Source organism: Paenibacillus sp. FSL K6-1217 (genome assembly GCF_045040735.1).
In the GTDB taxonomy this organism is placed as follows: domain Bacteria; phylum Bacillota; class Bacilli; order Paenibacillales; family Paenibacillaceae; genus Paenibacillus_AQ.
This window is the reverse complement of the sequence record NZ_CP150271.1, coordinates 946,085-962,451: the sequence shown is the minus strand read 5'-3', so window position 1 is coordinate 962,451 and position 16,367 is coordinate 946,085. Positions and strand designations below refer to the sequence as shown.

Here is a 16,367-nt window from a genome sequence, read left to right as displayed (position 1 = left end):
TGCCAGCAAGTTAATACCCCCATTTTAACATAAACCAGCCTATAACAGGCAATTTCCTTCACACATGCTGCTTCTATCGCTGCTTCTATTCCAAAAAAGAAAGCCCAGACCCGGCATCCTGCGCTCCGGATCTGTCTTTCTGGCATGTTATAGCTTCTATTCGCTCTGGAATCCAGGCTTGATCACCTTCAGCCCCTCTGATGCCGCAGGTTCGTTCTGGCGCAGCCGCTGCTTCAATCCCTTGAAGCTGACGAAGACCTTGCGCTCCTCATCCCATAGACGGTATTTCAGAGCTTCGAGACTGGTGCTGAGTGTAATGGTGGTCGCCTTTTGCAAGGGAGGACTGGCATTGTGGGCCAGCTCCAGATTATAATTCGGCACCTTCGGGCTCAAGTGATGCACATGGTGGAACCCGATATTGCCGGTAATCCACTGCAGCACCTTCGGCAGCTTATAATACGAGCTTCCTTCAACTGCGGCGTTCACGTAGCTCCACTCTTCATCATGCTCGAAGTAGGTGTGCTCGAACTGGTGCTGCACATAGAACAGCCAGATGCCGAGGAAGCCGGATACGAATACGATCGGCAGCTGCACCAGCAGGAACGCCTGCCAGCCTATGAGCATGATAATCCCGGCATACAAACCGACTATGGACACATTGGTAAGATACGTATTCATCCGTTCCTTGCGTCTTGCGCCTTTGGCGTTGAACCGGTACTGGATGAGGAAGACAGCGATCGGTCCAATGACGAACAACACCAGCGGGTTGCGGTAGATCCGGTAATACAGCCGCTGCAGCGGCTTGGCAGCCATATATTCGTCCACGGTCATGATCCAGATATCCCCGGTGCCTCTTTTGTCGAGATTGCTGCTTCCGGCGTGATGGATCGAATGACTGTGCTTCCACTGACGGTAAGGGACCAGGGTAAGCACACCGGTGATAGTGCCGATAATATCATTGGCCTTGCGGTTCTTGAAGAACGACCCGTGACAGCAGTCATGGAAGATAATAAAGGTGCGAATCACAAAGCCCGCAGCCGGAATTGCGAACAGCAGCGTCAGCCCGTAGGACACGGATAAGCTGAAGTAGGCGGCAGCCCATAAGAGCACCAGCGGCCCAAGGGTATTGATGAGCTGTTTTATGCTCGTATTGCGGTCTGTTTTCTCGTAAGGGGCTACGCTTTTTTTTAAGGTAGAGAGCTGGGGTATCTGGTTGTTAGTCATCGGGATCGTTTCCTCCTCGGATGCATCCATTCAAGGATACTTCTTATATTTCCATTATAAAGAAAGAAGTGTCATGCCCGTAAGTCATATATATCAACCTTGGTGTATGACAAATGTCATAGTCTGCTCTGGAGAGATGGCACTCCTGCTTCCTACGTTCTGATCGGCAAACCTACGGATAACAGCATTTGTGGCTTCATAGTTTTACCTTTTCTCATAATAAACATTCCGCCGGGCAGCAACACGGCAAAAAAGCACCCTATGGTTCATGGGTGCATGGTATTTTGACATTATGATATCTTCGTGTTTGGTGTTGTACGCCGTCTGGGCTAAGCCTGCTTCACATACTCCTCCCGGTACTCCGTCGGCGTCTTGCCGGTTGCTTTTTTGAACACCTGGGTGAAGTATCTCGGGTCCTGATAACCGACGAGCGGTGCGACTTGATAGACCTTCACATTGCTGCTCTGCAGAATGTATTTGGCGTTCTCCATCCGGCAGTGGGTGACGAATTCGAGGAACGTGTAGCCCGAAATTTGCTTGAACAGGGTGCAGAAATGGCTGATGCTGAGGTCGGCCACCTCAGACACCTCCTCGATGCTGAGATCTTTATGGTAATTGGCCTCAATATACCGCTGGACCTTCTCAATGATGCTCCGGCCGTCTTCCCGGGCTGCCGTCTTATGGCTTTGCTCCAGCCAGTCGCGGAAGGTGGACTTCAGAACATTCATCATATCCGGCAACGTACCCAGTCCGTTCAGCTTGCTCAGCAGCCCTTCAATGGACCAGTCATTGTGGGTACTCAAATGCTCGAACTGCCGGTACAGCACCACACTCATCTCAATCATCAGGCGCTCCGCCAGCGGCTGGGGCAGACTCTGGGCTTCAATGAAGACGGACATCTCGTCAAAAAGAGCCAGCATCCGCGTCAGGTTCAGCGTGCGGATACTCTCAATCAGCGCCAGCTCCAGTTCCTTCGGATACTGCACCTCACGGCTTCCGGCCCCTGCGGTCTCTTCTTCCAGGAAGACACCGGCCTGACCGGAATAGAAGCGCCGGTATAGCGCCTGGGATGCCAACGGATATACCGCGCTTAGCTGATCAATCCCTCTGGTGCTTCTGCTGACGCCTACCGAGCAGTTCAGCTTGGAATAGCGCTTGATTCCGGCAATAAGCTGTTCCCCGAGCTCCCGCTTGCCGTCACTCAGGCTGGCCGGGAAGAGCAGAATCCATTCCCCGTTATAGAAGGGAAAGATGGACAAAGCGCCATTCGTAAGCGACCACTCCTCCAGGATATTGCGCACGGCAAACAGCCACAGCTGCTTCTCACCGGCGCTCCATTTCGCCGTCAGTGCGGCATAGTCGTCCAGACGGACCACGGCCATGAAGTATTCGTCCTCCAGCTCGCTGTTCTCCAGCCATTTGAGGTGCTGGAGCGGCCGCGGATTGCCCAGCGTAAATTCGGCCAGCATGCGCTCGCGGGCCAGCAGCGACAGGGTCTGCACCGAGAGCATCAGCTGCTCGTTCTCCTTTTGGCGGTCCAGACGCTCCTTGGCCCGCTTCAGCATCACCATCAGCTCGTCATGGTCGATCGGCTTCAGCAAATAGTCGAAGGCTCCCAGCCGCAGGGCTTCCCTGGCATATTCGAATTCCCCGTAGCCGCTGATGAAGATGAAGATCAGCTTGGCGCTACGCGGCAGCACCTCCTTCATCAGCGTGATCCCGTCGATCACCGGCATACGGATGTCACTGATTATGATATGCGGCGCGGTCTGCTGAATCAGCTGCAATGCGACCTCGCCGTTCTTCGCTTCCCCCACGATGCTCAGACCCAGCTCATCCCAGGGAATCGCCACCTTCAGGCTGCGCAGTATAATCGGTTCATCATCTACGAGCAGTACCTTATATTTCTCCTGCTGCTCCTTCATCTCTTACACCCCCAGACTTATTGACCCGAAGAACTCCGGATCAGATTCCAGTACTGCTTGGACGCATCCTGCAGCTGCTGCAGAGCCTGTTCTGCCTGCAGCCCTCCATCAATCATCTCCTCAATGACACTGAGGAAGGTCTTCTTCACTTCAGGCGACAACACATTGTCATACGGGACGAAGCTCTGCTCATTCTCCTCCATCATATCCATGACCTGGGCGAAGACCGGTCCGGTCTTATCCGGGTCGAATGCAATCCGCATGGACGGAATTCTAAGGCCTTCATAGACAATCCGCGTCTGAATCTCCTTTGTATAGAAGCCCTTCATCAACTCCAGGGCTGCTGTCTTCTTGGCTCCGGTGAGGCCCGAAGACAGCCCGATACCGATCGTATACCCTCCGGCAATGGACGGCTCTGTCCCGGCCTCCCGCGCCGGGAAGGGAATGACTCCAACCCGGCTCTGGAAATCGTCCGGTGCAGTGTCCCCCGAGAATAAATTGATATCCCAGTTGCCGTTCAGATACATGGCTGCCCTGCCTTCAGTGAACAGGCGGACTGCACCCTCAGTGGAGGTATCATTAGAGTCTTCACTGAAATAGCCGGCCTCCACCCATCTGTTCAGGTGCCGGAACGCCTCCAGGTAGCCGCTGTTCTGGAAGCTGGACTGATCCTCGCCCGTAACCAGCTTCTGGATCAGATCCGGACCCGCGTAGCGGTCCATCAGATAATGGGCGAATATCCCCGCAGGCCAGCGGTCTTCGTTCCCCAGCGCAAACGGGATATACCCCGCTGCCTTCAGCTTCTCCATCACCGTATCCAGCTCAGCCACCGTAGTTGGGGTATGAATCCCTAGCTTGGTGAAGATTTTTTTATTGTAATAAAGCGGTTCCGCATTGCCCTCGATCGGCAGTCCGTAGATATGGTTGTTGAAGGTCCAGAGATGCAGATCCTTGAACTGGTTGCTGAGACCGTTCTGAGCTGTGAACTCAGTCAGATCCATCAGCCGGTCAGAGCGCACATAAGGCTCAATCTCCGCCCCGCCGAACAGAACGAACATATCGGGCGGTGTCCCGGTAACCATCTCACTCTTCAGCTTCTGCTCCCGGTGGATATTCTGATCCAGCCCCTCGAAGTTCACCTTCACATTCGGGTGGCTCTCCTGGTAGCTGCGCACAACCTCCTCGAAGATAGCCAGGAGCGGCCGGTCATGCTCCTTGATCCAGAAATGCCGGAAGGTCAGTGTGATCTTCTCGGCCGAGGTATCCTCAATCTGCTCCCGGTCCTCCTGCATAATGAACCATACGGCGCCGGACATCAGCACAATATAGAGCAGAATCCACCCCCAGTTGATCAACCATCTACGCACATGCCGCTGGTCCTTCATTTGGCTCCTCCCCCTCATGTCGGCTGTATCCTCGGAATCCGGATGCAGATGGCTGCTCCGAAGCCCGGTGAGGAGCAGACCAGAATACCATAGGGATTGCCGAACCGGATGTTCAGGCGCTCATGCACATTTTTCAGTCCAACCCCGCTGTCGCTGTATTTCTTGGGATTGCTCCGCTCCTTGTTCCATTGGCTCATCAGCACCTCCAGATCGAAGCCGGGCCCGTTATCCTGCACAATAATGATAATATCCTTGCCGTTCTCCTGGGCGGTGACCGTTATGGTCCCGTGCTCCTCCATCTGCTCAATGGCATGATACAAGGCGTTCTCCACAATCGGCTGAACAATCAGCTTCTGGGTCATCACATATTTCAGCGGCTCGGGCAGCTCCAGCTCATAGGAGAATTTGTCCTCGAACCGGAACTTCTGGATATCCAGGTAATGGCGGACATGCTCGAACTCCATCTGCAGCGGGATCAGCTCCTGATTCTGGCTGATGCTGATCCGCAGCAGCCGGCCGAGCGAGATGACCATTTTGCTGATATCCCGGTTGCCAGCCAGCACCGCCATAGAGTTGATCGATTCCAGTGAATTATAGATGAAATGCGGGTTGATCTGGGCCATCAGCGCCTGCATCTCTGCTTCCTTCTTGCGTCCCTGCTCGGTCTGGACCTGGTCAATCAGCTCATTGATCTGCGAGCTCATCCGGTTGAAGCCGTCAATCAGGGAATCGCTCTCATCATTGGCCCTTAGCGGTACTGGGATCGGAGTGAATATCCCCTGCTTCACCCGCTTCATGCCGTTCACGGCACTGTTAATGCTGCGGACCAGCCTGCGAATGAAATAATGGTCGAACAGGAAGGCGGACAGCAACGACACCAGGCCGAGAATAATGGCAATATTGCGGATGGAGACCGATTCGGAGGAGATCAGGTTCATCGGTGTAATGGCAGCCAGATACCAGTCCGCGTTATGTGAAGGCAGGAAAGTGATCAGCGACCGCTCCCCTTGATAATTGTCAATGTAATAATCCTGCTCCTGGTTATAATTCTCCTGCAAAAAAGGAAAATCCGTCCGTTCTCCGATATGCTCCCCGGACTTGTTAAAGACGATATTGCCCTGCTTGTTGACCAGCAGGATATCCCCTTTCTTCAGGGTCGCAGCCTCCCAGAAAATCTGATCGAGCAGATCCGGCTTCACATATACAACCAGATATCCGATATCTTCCAGCGAATAATAGTCTTTGATCACTCTGGCATGGACCAGCACCGGCTTATCGCCGCTGGCCGAGCCGTTCTCCCCGGGACCGGACCAGACGGGGCGCCCTTCGGCACCTTGCATGGCTCCGAACCAGACCTGCTTATGCATATCTGCAAAAGACATCGGCGCATTGTACTGATACAGCAACCGGTCTTTGCCGTACAGGCTGAACGAGGTGATCATCGGATGGTTAATCAGCAGGTTGTTGATTTCCTGCTTGCGGTCATAGGTGAGGACGAAATTCTTCTGCTTCAGCGACTGCTGGATCGCAGGCTGGGTGATGGCAGAATTGGTGATCGATGAAATCTCACTGAGGGCGAACTTCAGCTTGCGGTCCGTCTCCAGCAGGGAGATCCAGTAGAAATTGCTTGATTTCTTCTCCATGGCATTCGAATAATTCACATACGTAACAATCCCCATCACAATCACAGGAATGAATACAAGAAGAATAATAGCGAACAAGATTTTGCGGCGGAGCTTCATAACCGGTCCCTTCCTCCTGCTGTCTCTGTCCAAATAGAAGAATTCATATGTTTCACACAATAACTTATCCTTCTATTCCTCGCTGAAACGGTACCGTCCTTACAATGGACGGCAAAGCCGTTTCCACTTGATTATTATTCTTCACAGCATTCTGTAAATCCTCTTGCTTATTGAATAGATAGATGGTTAGCTCTTAATCGCGCCCGAGGTCAGGCCGGCTATTACCCAGCGGCTGAACAGCAGGAAGACAACCAGCAGCGGCAGCGTAGCCGTGAAGGTAGCGGACATAATCATCCCGTAATCCAACCCGTCCCGTGTAGTGAATAACTGCTGTAACGCAATCTGAATCGTGAAATTCTCCTTGTTCTTCAAGACCACGAGCGGCCAGAAGAAGTCATTCCATACCGTCATGAAATTCAGAATACCCAGGGTAGCCATCGCCGGTGTAATGACCGGAACGGCAATTTTCCAGAAGATCCGGAAGTGGCCGCCCCCGTCAATGCGTCCTGCTTCAATCAGCTCGGTAGGCACCGCCGAAGAGATGTACTGCCGCATCCAGAAGATCCCGAAGGCATTGACCATCGCCGGAACAATCAGCGCCTTGAAGCTGTCAATCCAGTGAAGCTTGGCCATAATGACATAGGTCGGCAATACGCCGAGCTGCTGGGGAACGATCAGGGTGGCGATCACGAACACGAACAGCACGTTTTTACCGGGGAACTCATATTTGGCAAAAGCATACCCGGCCAGTGTACAGAAGAACACGACCGAGACCGTCACCATGGACGATACGAACAGCGAGTTGCCGAGCGCCTGGAAGAAGTCCGATTTGTCCAGCACACGCTTGAAGTTCTCGAAGAACTGGTCTCCGATGGTCAGCAGCGGCGGTACGTGGAATACGGCTCCCTTGTCATTGGTTCCGACCACAAACATCCAATAGAACGGGAAGATCGAGACGAGCGCCCCGAGAATCAGCAGACAATAGAAGCCCAGCTTGCCGAAGAAGCCGAGATCATCCGGTTTTTTTCTGAACATACGCAGTGTACTCACGCTTTTTTCCCTCCAGACTCTCTGCCGCCTCTTGAGATCAGCATATTAAGGACAGAGAACAGAATCGTAACGAGGAACAGCAGAACCGCTGTAGCCGCCGCTGTGCCGAAGAAGCCGTTACGGAAAGCTTCACTGTACAAGTAAGTGACCATCGTGATCCCTTCCTGCCGGGTAGAGCCGGTACCGGATTGGCCGAGGAAGACATAAGGCTCTGTGAAGAGCTGCAGAGCACCAATGGTGGATTGCAGGGATACGAAGATAATGAACGGCTTAAGCAGCGGCAGGGTGATAGAGAACAGCTGCTGTCTGCGGTTGGCTCCGTCGATTTTGGCAGATTCGTACAGATCCATCGGAATACTCTGCAGGCCTGAGAGGAACAGGATGGCATTGTAGCCCGTCCAGCGCCACATAACCATGGTGGAGATGGCAATTTTGACCCCCCACCAGCCGGAGTTGAAGGCCATACTGTCAAGCCCCATTCCATTAAGCAGCCAGTTGATCATCCCGTTGTTGCCGAACAGCGTACTGAATACCAGCGTAACGGCCACAATCGAAGTGATATTCGGCATGAAATAGAGGATGCGGAAGGTCTTCTTGAACCGGGTCATCCCCGAATGCAGCAGCACCGCGAGAAGCAGCGCCAGAATGACCTGCGGCACAGTACCCATAAGCCCCATAATCAGCGTGTTGCTGAAGGAGATCCAGAAGGTCGGGTCCGTGGTGATCAGCTCGAAGTTTTTGAAGCCCACGTATTTCATTGGACCCAAGGCATCCCACTTGAAGAACGATAAATAGAATGTGAAGAAGATTGGATATAGTCCGAATATCGAGAACAGAATAAAGAACGGTGAAATGAATGTATATGCAGTGATGCGGCTCCGTCTTTGTTCGGTGAAGAAAGGGCGTTTGCTCTCGGCATGCGGACTCGTAATTACGGGCTCTGCCATGTCACACCTCCAGGGAATTCATATCTAAATCCGGATTCACAGAGGGAATCCCCCATGAATCCGGACAGTTGGGGAAGCCAGTTCCCCGCTACTTACAGGTTAGCCGCGTTCAGCAAGTGTCTTCGCCTGTTTCACAGCATCGTCCCACTCTTTGGCCGGATCGGCTTTCTTCTCAAGTACGTTTTTGAGCGCATTTTTGAAGAAGGTATCGGTCTGGTCATGCAGCGGTCCGTAGTATACCGGCTTCACGCGGTTAGCCGCTTTACCGAATTCAACAGCGGTCTGCTGTCCGCCGAAGAAGTCATCCTTGAAATCTACGAACGCAGGATCTTCATACAGGGCAGGAATGGAAGGCATCAGTCCCTTGGTTTTGAACGATTCCAGCTGGTTATCCTTATTCACGAGCCACTGGATGAAATCATAAGCTTCCTTGGAGTGCTTGCCTTCCTTCGGCAGCGTGATGAAGGAACCTCCCCAGTTGCCTGCTCCCTCAGGAAGCTGTGCAATCTTCCATTTGCCGGAGGAATCCGGCGCATTGCTCTTGATATTGCCGGCCATCCAGGCCGGACCCATGACTACGGCGAACGATCCATCGTTCATGCCTTGGCCCCATTCAGGCGACCACAGCATTACATTGCTGATCCAGCCTTCTTGAATTCCTTTCACGGTAAAATCATACGCTTTCTTCACCTGCGGATTGGTATCGCCGATGAAGCTGCCGTCCGCCTTGCTGAAATAGATCTCGTCAGCGGACTGGTCACGAAGCGCATTGTACGTCAGATCGGTCAGATCGGAGAAATATTTGCCTGTCTTGTCTTTGAAAGCCTTGGCTACTGTAGCGAATTTGTCCCATGTGTCGATGGCTGCGCCGAAGCCCTCAGGATCGCTCGGCAGGCCGGCTGCTTCAGCCAGATCAGTGCGGTAGTAGACTACCGTCGGGCCGATATCTGTAGGAAGTCCAAGCTGGAAGCTGCCGTCAATTGAGGACGCCTGCTTCCATTTCCAGTCGAGATAGTTCGCCTGAATATCCTTGGCTCCGAGATCATTCAGGTTGTAGAATTTGTCCTGGGCGCCCAGGAAGCGTTCCATGAAACCGATCTCAAGCTGGAAAATATCAGGTGCGCCTGAACCCGCCGAGAGTGCTGTGGTCAGATTGTTATGGTGGGCCGTCTGGTCACCGGTATTCTGAATTTTAATGGTTACGTTAGGGTGTTCCTTGGTGTACGCAGCAGCCAGCTCTTCATAGTTCACGTTGCCCAGCGTCCAGAACGACAGCTCGACCTTCTCTGCCGGTTCTGCCTTGTCTCCTTCGGCTGCCGGTGCTGTTGTGCTTGCTGCGTTGTTACCCGTATTTCCTTCCGCGGACTTGTTGCCGCCGTTGTTATTTCCTCCGCATGCTGCGAGTGAACTCATGAGCATGATGGAGACCAGCGTCAGCGCCAGGTTTTTTGTTTTTTTCATTCCTCTGTACCCCTCTCAAAGGTTTCTTTTACAAGATTCAGTGTACCGTAGGCCACGGTTTTTTTTGAGGAGGCATATTGCCGATTTATGGTGGAAATACTTACGATTCTAAAATAGGAGAATTTTTATGATTACAGTATTTACAAATCATTGTAAATTACCGATAGTTTAAAAGGTACACGTATAGAGGGGGATTTTAATGTTTAGATCAAAAAAGCTTCTAATTTCCATCGGAATCATCGCTTTATTAGAAATTGCTATTTTTACAGGCATGTCCTTGAGAGAAGCCATAGGGATGAACTTTCTTCTTGCATCACTTGCTGTAATTATTTTTTGGTTTGTAGGCATGTTTAAGCCGACCATTGTTCGCTGGGGAAATCGAAAAACAATTACCAAGTATTCTGCTGTTATGTTTATTCTATTTTTTATTTTGTTCGTGATTGCAATTCCAAAAGCCTCTCCCTTGGAACAAGCTGCTAATAAGACTGATGACCACACAGAAGTTCTCGGCACAAATGTGCTTACATCTGAAACAACTCAGAAGAACTCTGAACTTGCCAGCTTGTCTTTGAATACAACAACCATTGAAGCAAAGGTCACCGCAGTTACTGATGGTGATACCTTCACAGTTCAATTAGATGGAAAGTCTGAAAAGGTGCGGCTTATCCTAATCGACACTCCTGAAACAAAACCTGTACAGCCCTTCGGGCCAGAGGCGAGTGCGTTTACAACAAAGTTGCTTAAGGATCATACAGTCAGACTTGAATTCGATGTATCCGAACGCGACCAGTACGGACGTATCCTTGCTTACGCCTATGTTGATGATAAAATGGTAAATGAATTGCTGCTGGAGAAAGGTCTTGCACGAGTCGCTGTCTTTCAGCCGAATGTGAAAAATGTTGATCAGTTCAGGTCTATCGAGAAAAAAGCTCAAGCAGCAAAATTAGGGATATGGAGCTTAAAAGATTACGCAACTGATAAAGGCTATGATGATACCGTTGTGGCTAAAGCTACTATCCAGCCAACTCCCACAGTTAAACCGTCACCTAAGCCCACAGCCACACCGAAACCTGCCGCTACTAAAAAACCTGTTCCCGCCAAAACTCAAAAACCTGCAACTACTAAAAAACCGAAACCAAAAGCAACCCCGCAACCAGTTCAAGAGGTTTACTACAAGAACTGTTCTGCCGTGAGAGCAGCCGGTGCTGCGCCGATCTATGCTGGAGATCCAGGATACTCCAGTAAGCTTGATCGAGATGGTGACGGAGTGGCGTGTGAATAGATTTAACCCCGGAATAACGTTCCGGGGTTTACTATGCTCTGCCCATTGGTTTGCACCTGAACAAATCCAGGGCTTCTGTTACTGAAGAATCACACCCAGTAAGTGGATTTCTGGCGGGCAGACGGGTATACTGATCGTATTTGCTGAAAATGCAGTTATCTCTATATAGAAGGAGAATTATATCTATGCCCATTAACCGCCCCCTACTAACGGACCAGGATCTGCAGGAAGCGATTGACCGCAAGCTGCCCGTCCGCGTCTTCCAGGATGACCATCTCGTGAATTCCGGCGCTACTATAGTGCGGTTCACGGATTCGGATGTTGTGATCCAGTCGCGGGTCAGTGATCTAACCTATTATTCGCGCAGCCGCTGCGAATTCTTCGAAGTGCGGCCTTAAGAGATGACTGCCCAAGCCTTGGACACGTGTGAGCTGTGCGGCCGTTCTCCTCTTGCAACTACCGTTCACCATCTGATCCCCCGCGAGAAAGGCGGCAGCCTGCTCCCGACTGCCCTTCTGTGCAAGGCTTGCCACCGGCAGATTCATGCCCTGTATACCAACAGCGATCTCGTTGTTCTTGGCCTTACGACACTGGACAGCCTGCGGAGCGACCCGCAGATTGCCTCTTATCTGAGATGGATCATGCGGCAGGCGCCGGGCTCCGACCGAAGCTGCACAAATCAAAGCGCGTACGAAGCAAACGTTAATCTGCTGGGAAGCAGGATGAAGCAAGTGCTTCGAGGTGAATAGGATTACCTTCGCCCAGCACAATGTATACTGTTTTCCGCATACATTTGGGACATATGACCGTGTGAGAGCACAATGTATGCTATTTTCCACATACATTCGGGCCATATACCCGTGTGAGAACAGAATGTATACTGTTTTCCGCATACATTCAGGACATATGACCGTGTGAGAGCACAATGTATGCTATTTTCCACATACATTCGGGCCATATGCCGCTCCTCTTATCCACACGCACCTTGTCCACAAAAGGAGAAAACTATAATTTCCTAAACAACAAAAAGGTGCCTTCCGATAACCGGGAGGCACCTTTTTGTTGCTTTTTGCTGAAGGCTCTATGATTTGCTGCCATGTCTTCTGTGTACAATAGTTCTGCGGCAATATTGCTTATTTCTTCATGTCGCCATAGCTGCTCAGCTTCTCGTTGAGGACTTCCTGAAAGCTCTGAACCTTATCTTCCTGTCTCTGCGCTTTAGGACTGATAACGGGCTGAGGTCTAAAAAACTGATGATTAAAAGCCATAAGGTTATGTACGCTCATACTCATTGAAGTTCAACCTCCTTCCATAATCTTCACCCTGAATTTGCGTGAATGCGAAGCATCTTAACCCTTATATAAACCGCTCTTTCCAGTCCTAAACAGTTTTATCTGAATTATAGGTTATGCTGCTATAAATTTATCCAAATAAAAAGAGCAAGCGTTTCTCCCCTCATGGAGAATCGTTGCTCTTTGTTATGGCTTACAAGCCGGCATCATACTCATCAATCAACTGGGCTAAATAGCGGTAATTTTCCTGCGTGATCCCGAAAGTCTTCGCCGGATTCTGCTGATAATATTCCTCTGATTTCTTTACCGTATCCTCCGGTACCTGATTTGCCTCAAGAATATTCTTTTTCCAGTATTGAACACATTTTTCCGCTCTATCATCTTTTGCAGACAAGCGGTGTCCAGCACAGAAATTCAATTCCTTAATGAAGGTATTCCAATGCTTGAGGTTAAAGGAAGCCTGTTTGCCTTTTGGAGAATCGCCTGTATCCGGCAGCTGTGAAAAAAGCGGAAGAATATAAGGGGTTATGTCCTGTCCCTCACTAACCTTCTCCTCGAGAACGGACAGACGCATGAATCGAAGCTGCAGATCCGATAGCGCTGTCTGAATCCTGTTTTTTTCCTCACGGATAAAGAGCCTGACGTCAAAGCTGTCATTGTTGAGATATTGCTGAATATCGTTGAGCGTCATCCCCATATTTTTAAGTGAAAGAATAACAAACATGCTGGAGAAGGAATCTGAGTCATAAAAGCGGTGCCCCTGCTCATTGACATAGGCCGGAGTGAGAACTTTTATGTCATCATAGTACTGCAAAGTACGCACACTGACCCCAGTCAGCTCTGCAAATTCTTTGGTTTTAATGTATTTTTCCATAGTCATACACTCTACTCTATCGTATTTTCTGAGATTACCTTTGCTAAACAGGACAACTTCCCGGGAACCTGCCCCCAAGGCAGTTCTCCCAATTCCTTAGCTTGATACACCACTTCATAAGCAGCCTTTCCCATCAATTCGTTATCTGCGAAGGGTAAGGGCTGCATCAAAATCCCCCTGGAAGCATTGTCCTCACCGAGTATAATATGACTTGGAAGCTGCTCGCTCTGTACTGTAAAGTGAGAAAACAGCATAACAACGCTATCCATATGCGCCTCAACTGTACTAGTGTGTATCCCCGTCTCCCAATTCCCTGTTGTTACCGACAGCACAGATTTATCGTCAAATAGATCAGCGGCTGCCCCGTCAAATTTATTCATTTCAGCACTATACTCCATAGTAAACTTCGCATCAGAGATCTGGCAAAAAATTGAGACGCCTTGAGAAAGACGAAAAGAAAAGCTTATTTTAGGAGCAGCATCATTAATGGAAGATAATAATACACCATTCGTTATGATCTCCTGCAAAAGGCTGCGCATGCCGGCTGTCCCGGTAAACGCATTTAATGCTTTTGCAGCTATCTGACGGGTATCCGCAACAGCCATTCTGAAATCTTGTTTCACGGATAGCATTCTTATAATATTGTTCATTTCTATCACCTCTTACATCAATCGTACTGTATCACGTTACGTGATACACAACCCCTGATTGATACAAGTGGAAACGGCTTTGCCGTCCTTTGTAAGGACGGTACCGTTTCAGCGAGAAATAGAAGGACAAGTTATCGTGTGAAACATATAATTTCTTATATTTTTAAGAAAGACTTATAACGAAAATTCAGCCACGCTTTTCTTAGCGGCATACTTCAACGTATACGTTCCTTCGCCCTCAAAAGGCATTGTGGCGATCCGTATACGAGTATAATCCAGCCTGTGCTCTTTTAGAACTCTTTTGACCAGAGCAATTCCGCGCGGTTCATCTGTCACTACACAGAACAGGTTAAGCACATATGCAGCCGGGTCGGCCACGCTCTTCCCCATATCAAAGCCATCCACATAACCAAGTTCGGCATCCGCCAGGAACAGATTCAAGTATTCGGTTACTTTGTCTCTAAGCCATTCATCACGCTTGCTTCCCTTGGCGCTCTTCAAGGGATACTGTACCACGAGCCAATGCTTCTCATTCATTTGCGTTCACCACCAGACTTGTAGTTGCCTCTATCGTTACTTCTTCACGGCTGCCCAGGAGGCCTCATTCAGCAGCTCCAGCTCCTCCGGCTCCAGCCGGAAGCTCATGGCGCCGACATTCTCCCGGGCATGGCGGACCTTGGACGCGCCGGGAATCGCAACTACAGTGTCGCCATGATAATAAATCAGCCAATTAAGTGCAATCTGTCCCGGTGTGCATCCGTATTTGTCAGCCAGTGCGGTCAGGGAGGTGATCAGCGGCTTGCTGCGGGCCAGACTCTTGTCGTCCAGGCCGGACATCATCCGCCGGGGACGCGAGACGGCAGCCACCTGCGAAGGATCATTATGGAAGCGGCCGGTCAGGATGCCCTGCTGAAGGGGAGAATACGCGATGATGGAGATCCCAAGCTCCTTAGCAGCTGCCATGAGACCATTCTGGTCGATATTACGATGCAGCAGATTGTATTTGACCTGGTTAGATACGAGGGTGAGACCGTAGGTCTTTAGCAGCCGGTGGGCTTCGGTCATCTGCTTGGCGGAATAATTGCTCACTCCGACATTACGGATTTTGCCGGCCTTCACCAATCCTGCCATCGCCTTCATCTCACTGGCAATGGAGGATAACGAGAACGGCTGATGGATCTGGTAGAGATCAATCCCTCTGCCGCCAAGACAAGCGATACGTTGGTCAATCGTAGAGGTGATGGAGCCTGCCGTCCGCAGCATCGGCCACCATTTGGTCGCAATCAGCGGAGCCGCATGGGGACTGCCCTCCTTCTGCAGCTGATCCAGCACATGAGCCAGCGCTTCCTCGGATTTGCCGCCGCCGTAGATCTCAGCTGTATCCACCCAATTCATGCCGCCTTCCAGGCTGACCCGCACAATATCCAGAATATCCTCATCTGTAATGTTGCTCCAGTAGCGGCCTACGATTCCGCTGCCCCGGCTAAACTGCCAGCAGCCCAGACCGAGCGGTGATACGGACAACTCAGAGCGTCCCAGGGGACGCAGCTGGACCTTGCTTGTAAGTGTGCCCACATTTCATCCTTCTTTCTATAAGAGCTAATAATAGCTATGAGACAATCTAACTGTACACAAAGCTTATGACTTCCAAGGCGGACTGTCAATTACAGCAAGTCGGAGGGGGCAGGGTCTCATGGTTGCCTGGACTAGCGGCAGGTGCGTGCTGCCTTTTTTTTGTCGTGGCCTCAAAAAAGGTTGATATGGTATAATTACCCTGCTCTATTCATCTACAGCTTGCAGGAAGCATATGCGAACCACAAACGTAACGGAGGGAATTGTTACTCATGATCAAAATTCTAGGTTTCCTGCTACTCTACAGGTTGCTCGGCAATCCCATTCTGGCCCTGGTTATTCTGCTGGTTGTCCTGTATTTCCTGGACCGCCGTTATGTCGGCATTCTGCCCAGCTTCGCCAAGCCCTTCCGCCGCAGCCGCCAGATCTCCAAGCTACGGACGACCATTGCCCAGAACCCGAACGATGTCACCGCCAAGTTCGATCTGGCCCGGTTGCTGATTGAGCGCAAGCGCTACAGCGAAGCCAAGGAGCTGCTGAGTGTCATCGCTGACCGTTATGAGACCTCCGCTGAATACTGGGTGGAGCTTGGGTACGCCAACCTCAAGCTGGGACAGCTTCCTGAAGGTGAAGCCCAGATGCTCCAAGGCCTTGAGATCAACCGCAGAGCGCAATACGGGCAGCCTTACCTTCGTCTGGCTGAGGTATTCCGCCATGTGGATCAGGCCAAGGCGCTGCATTATGTGAGCCAATTCCAGGAGATTCAGACCTCCTCCAGCGAAGCTTATTATCTGGCCGGGTCGATGTATAAGACGCTGGGGCGGACTCAGGACGCCAAGCTTGCTTTTGATGAGTCGCTCGCCGTCTACCGTTCCTTGCCCAAGTACAAGAAACGCCAGGAACGCGGCTGGGCGCTGCGCAGTTATTTTGCAAAGCTGAAGTAAATTCATCCCGGTCTTCCTA

16 protein-coding genes are annotated in these 16,367 nt (G+C 50.9%); 4 read left to right on the top strand and 12 right to left on the bottom strand.

Translation table 11 applies throughout. The annotated features are described in order from the left end of the window. Positions 1 to 156: 156 nt before the first annotated feature. From MHH28_RS04005 to MHH28_RS03975, 7 genes are all read right to left on the bottom strand, one after another. Entirely contained in the window at positions 157 to 1,224 is a 1,068-nt protein-coding gene (locus MHH28_RS04005; protein WP_405112109.1) for a fatty acid desaturase, read from the bottom strand. Positions 1,225 to 1,553: 329 nt separating this feature from the next. Further along, positions 1,554 to 3,149 carry a response regulator gene (locus tag MHH28_RS04000; RefSeq protein WP_405112106.1) on the bottom strand — a complete coding sequence of 532 codons (1,596 nt, stop codon included), beginning with the start codon at positions 3,147 to 3,149 and terminating at the stop codon, positions 1,554 to 1,556. A 17-nt stretch (positions 3,150 to 3,166) separates the two neighbouring features. Beyond that, a complete protein-coding gene (locus MHH28_RS03995; RefSeq protein WP_405112103.1) occupies positions 3,167 to 4,534 on the bottom strand; it encodes an ABC transporter substrate-binding protein in 1,368 nt (455 codons plus the stop codon). A 14-nt stretch (positions 4,535 to 4,548) separates the two neighbouring features. Next, a complete protein-coding gene (locus MHH28_RS03990) occupies positions 4,549 to 6,276 on the bottom strand; it encodes a sensor histidine kinase (protein ID WP_405112100.1) in 1,728 nt (575 codons plus the stop codon). A gap of 186 nt (positions 6,277 to 6,462) precedes the next feature. After that, positions 6,463 to 7,326: a carbohydrate ABC transporter permease gene (locus MHH28_RS03985; protein ID WP_405112098.1), complete on the bottom strand. Its 864-nt coding sequence runs from the start codon at positions 7,324 to 7,326 to the stop codon at positions 6,463 to 6,465. Further along, positions 7,323 to 8,273: a carbohydrate ABC transporter permease gene (locus MHH28_RS03980; protein ID WP_405112095.1), complete on the bottom strand. Its 951-nt coding sequence runs from the start codon at positions 8,271 to 8,273 to the stop codon at positions 7,323 to 7,325. Before MHH28_RS03980 ends, MHH28_RS03985 begins: the two co-directional genes overlap by 4 nt. 99 nt (positions 8,274 to 8,372) lie before the next feature. After that, positions 8,373 to 9,734, bottom strand: coding sequence for an extracellular solute-binding protein (locus MHH28_RS03975; RefSeq protein WP_405112092.1), 1,362 nt, complete (start codon positions 9,732 to 9,734; stop codon positions 8,373 to 8,375). A 199-nt stretch (positions 9,735 to 9,933) separates the two neighbouring features. On the opposite strand from MHH28_RS03975, the gene MHH28_RS03970 reads away from it, so the two are divergent. The 3 genes from MHH28_RS03970 (at position 9,934) to MHH28_RS03960 (ending at position 11,765) form a co-directional block, all read left to right on the top strand. Beyond that, positions 9,934 to 11,016, top strand: a complete 1,083-nt coding sequence (locus tag MHH28_RS03970; RefSeq protein WP_405112089.1) for a thermonuclease family protein — start codon at positions 9,934 to 9,936, stop codon at positions 11,014 to 11,016. Positions 11,017 to 11,201: 185 nt separating this feature from the next. Continuing rightward, positions 11,202 to 11,414 carry a hypothetical protein gene (locus tag MHH28_RS03965; protein ID WP_209873220.1) on the top strand — a complete coding sequence of 71 codons (213 nt, stop codon included), beginning with the start codon at positions 11,202 to 11,204 and terminating at the stop codon, positions 11,412 to 11,414. A 3-nt stretch (positions 11,415 to 11,417) separates the two neighbouring features. Continuing rightward, positions 11,418 to 11,765 carry an HNH endonuclease gene (locus MHH28_RS03960; RefSeq protein WP_405112086.1) on the top strand — a complete coding sequence of 116 codons (348 nt, stop codon included), beginning with the start codon at positions 11,418 to 11,420 and terminating at the stop codon, positions 11,763 to 11,765. A 384-nt stretch (positions 11,766 to 12,149) separates the two neighbouring features. Here MHH28_RS03960 and MHH28_RS03955 read toward each other — a convergent pair whose 3' ends face one another. From MHH28_RS03955 to MHH28_RS03935, 5 genes are all read right to left on the bottom strand, one after another. Further along, positions 12,150 to 12,308: a hypothetical protein gene (locus tag MHH28_RS03955; protein ID WP_405112084.1), complete on the bottom strand. Its 159-nt coding sequence runs from the start codon at positions 12,306 to 12,308 to the stop codon at positions 12,150 to 12,152. 193 nt (positions 12,309 to 12,501) lie between these two features. Beyond that, positions 12,502 to 13,188, bottom strand: coding sequence for a MerR family transcriptional regulator (locus MHH28_RS03950; protein WP_405112081.1), 687 nt, complete (start codon positions 13,186 to 13,188; stop codon positions 12,502 to 12,504). 5 nt (positions 13,189 to 13,193) lie between these two features. Continuing rightward, positions 13,194 to 13,832: an Hsp33 family molecular chaperone HslO gene (locus tag MHH28_RS03945; RefSeq protein WP_405112078.1), complete on the bottom strand. Its 639-nt coding sequence runs from the start codon at positions 13,830 to 13,832 to the stop codon at positions 13,194 to 13,196. Between the two features lie 174 nt (positions 13,833 to 14,006). Next, positions 14,007 to 14,369 (bottom strand): hypothetical protein, encoded by a 363-nt coding sequence (locus MHH28_RS03940; RefSeq protein ID WP_405112076.1) that lies wholly within the window; start codon positions 14,367 to 14,369, stop codon positions 14,007 to 14,009. Between the two features lie 36 nt (positions 14,370 to 14,405). Beyond that, complete coding sequence (locus tag MHH28_RS03935; RefSeq protein WP_405112073.1) at positions 14,406 to 15,407, bottom strand: aldo/keto reductase; 1,002 nt, start codon at positions 15,405 to 15,407, stop codon at positions 14,406 to 14,408. 269 nt (positions 15,408 to 15,676) lie between these two features. Here MHH28_RS03935 and MHH28_RS03930 point away from each other — a divergent pair, with 269 nt between their 5' ends. After that, on the top strand, positions 15,677 to 16,348 hold the full coding sequence (locus MHH28_RS03930) for a tetratricopeptide repeat protein (protein ID WP_405112070.1): 672 nt from the start codon (positions 15,677 to 15,679) through the stop codon (positions 16,346 to 16,348). The last annotated feature ends 19 nt before the right edge of the window (positions 16,349 to 16,367 follow it).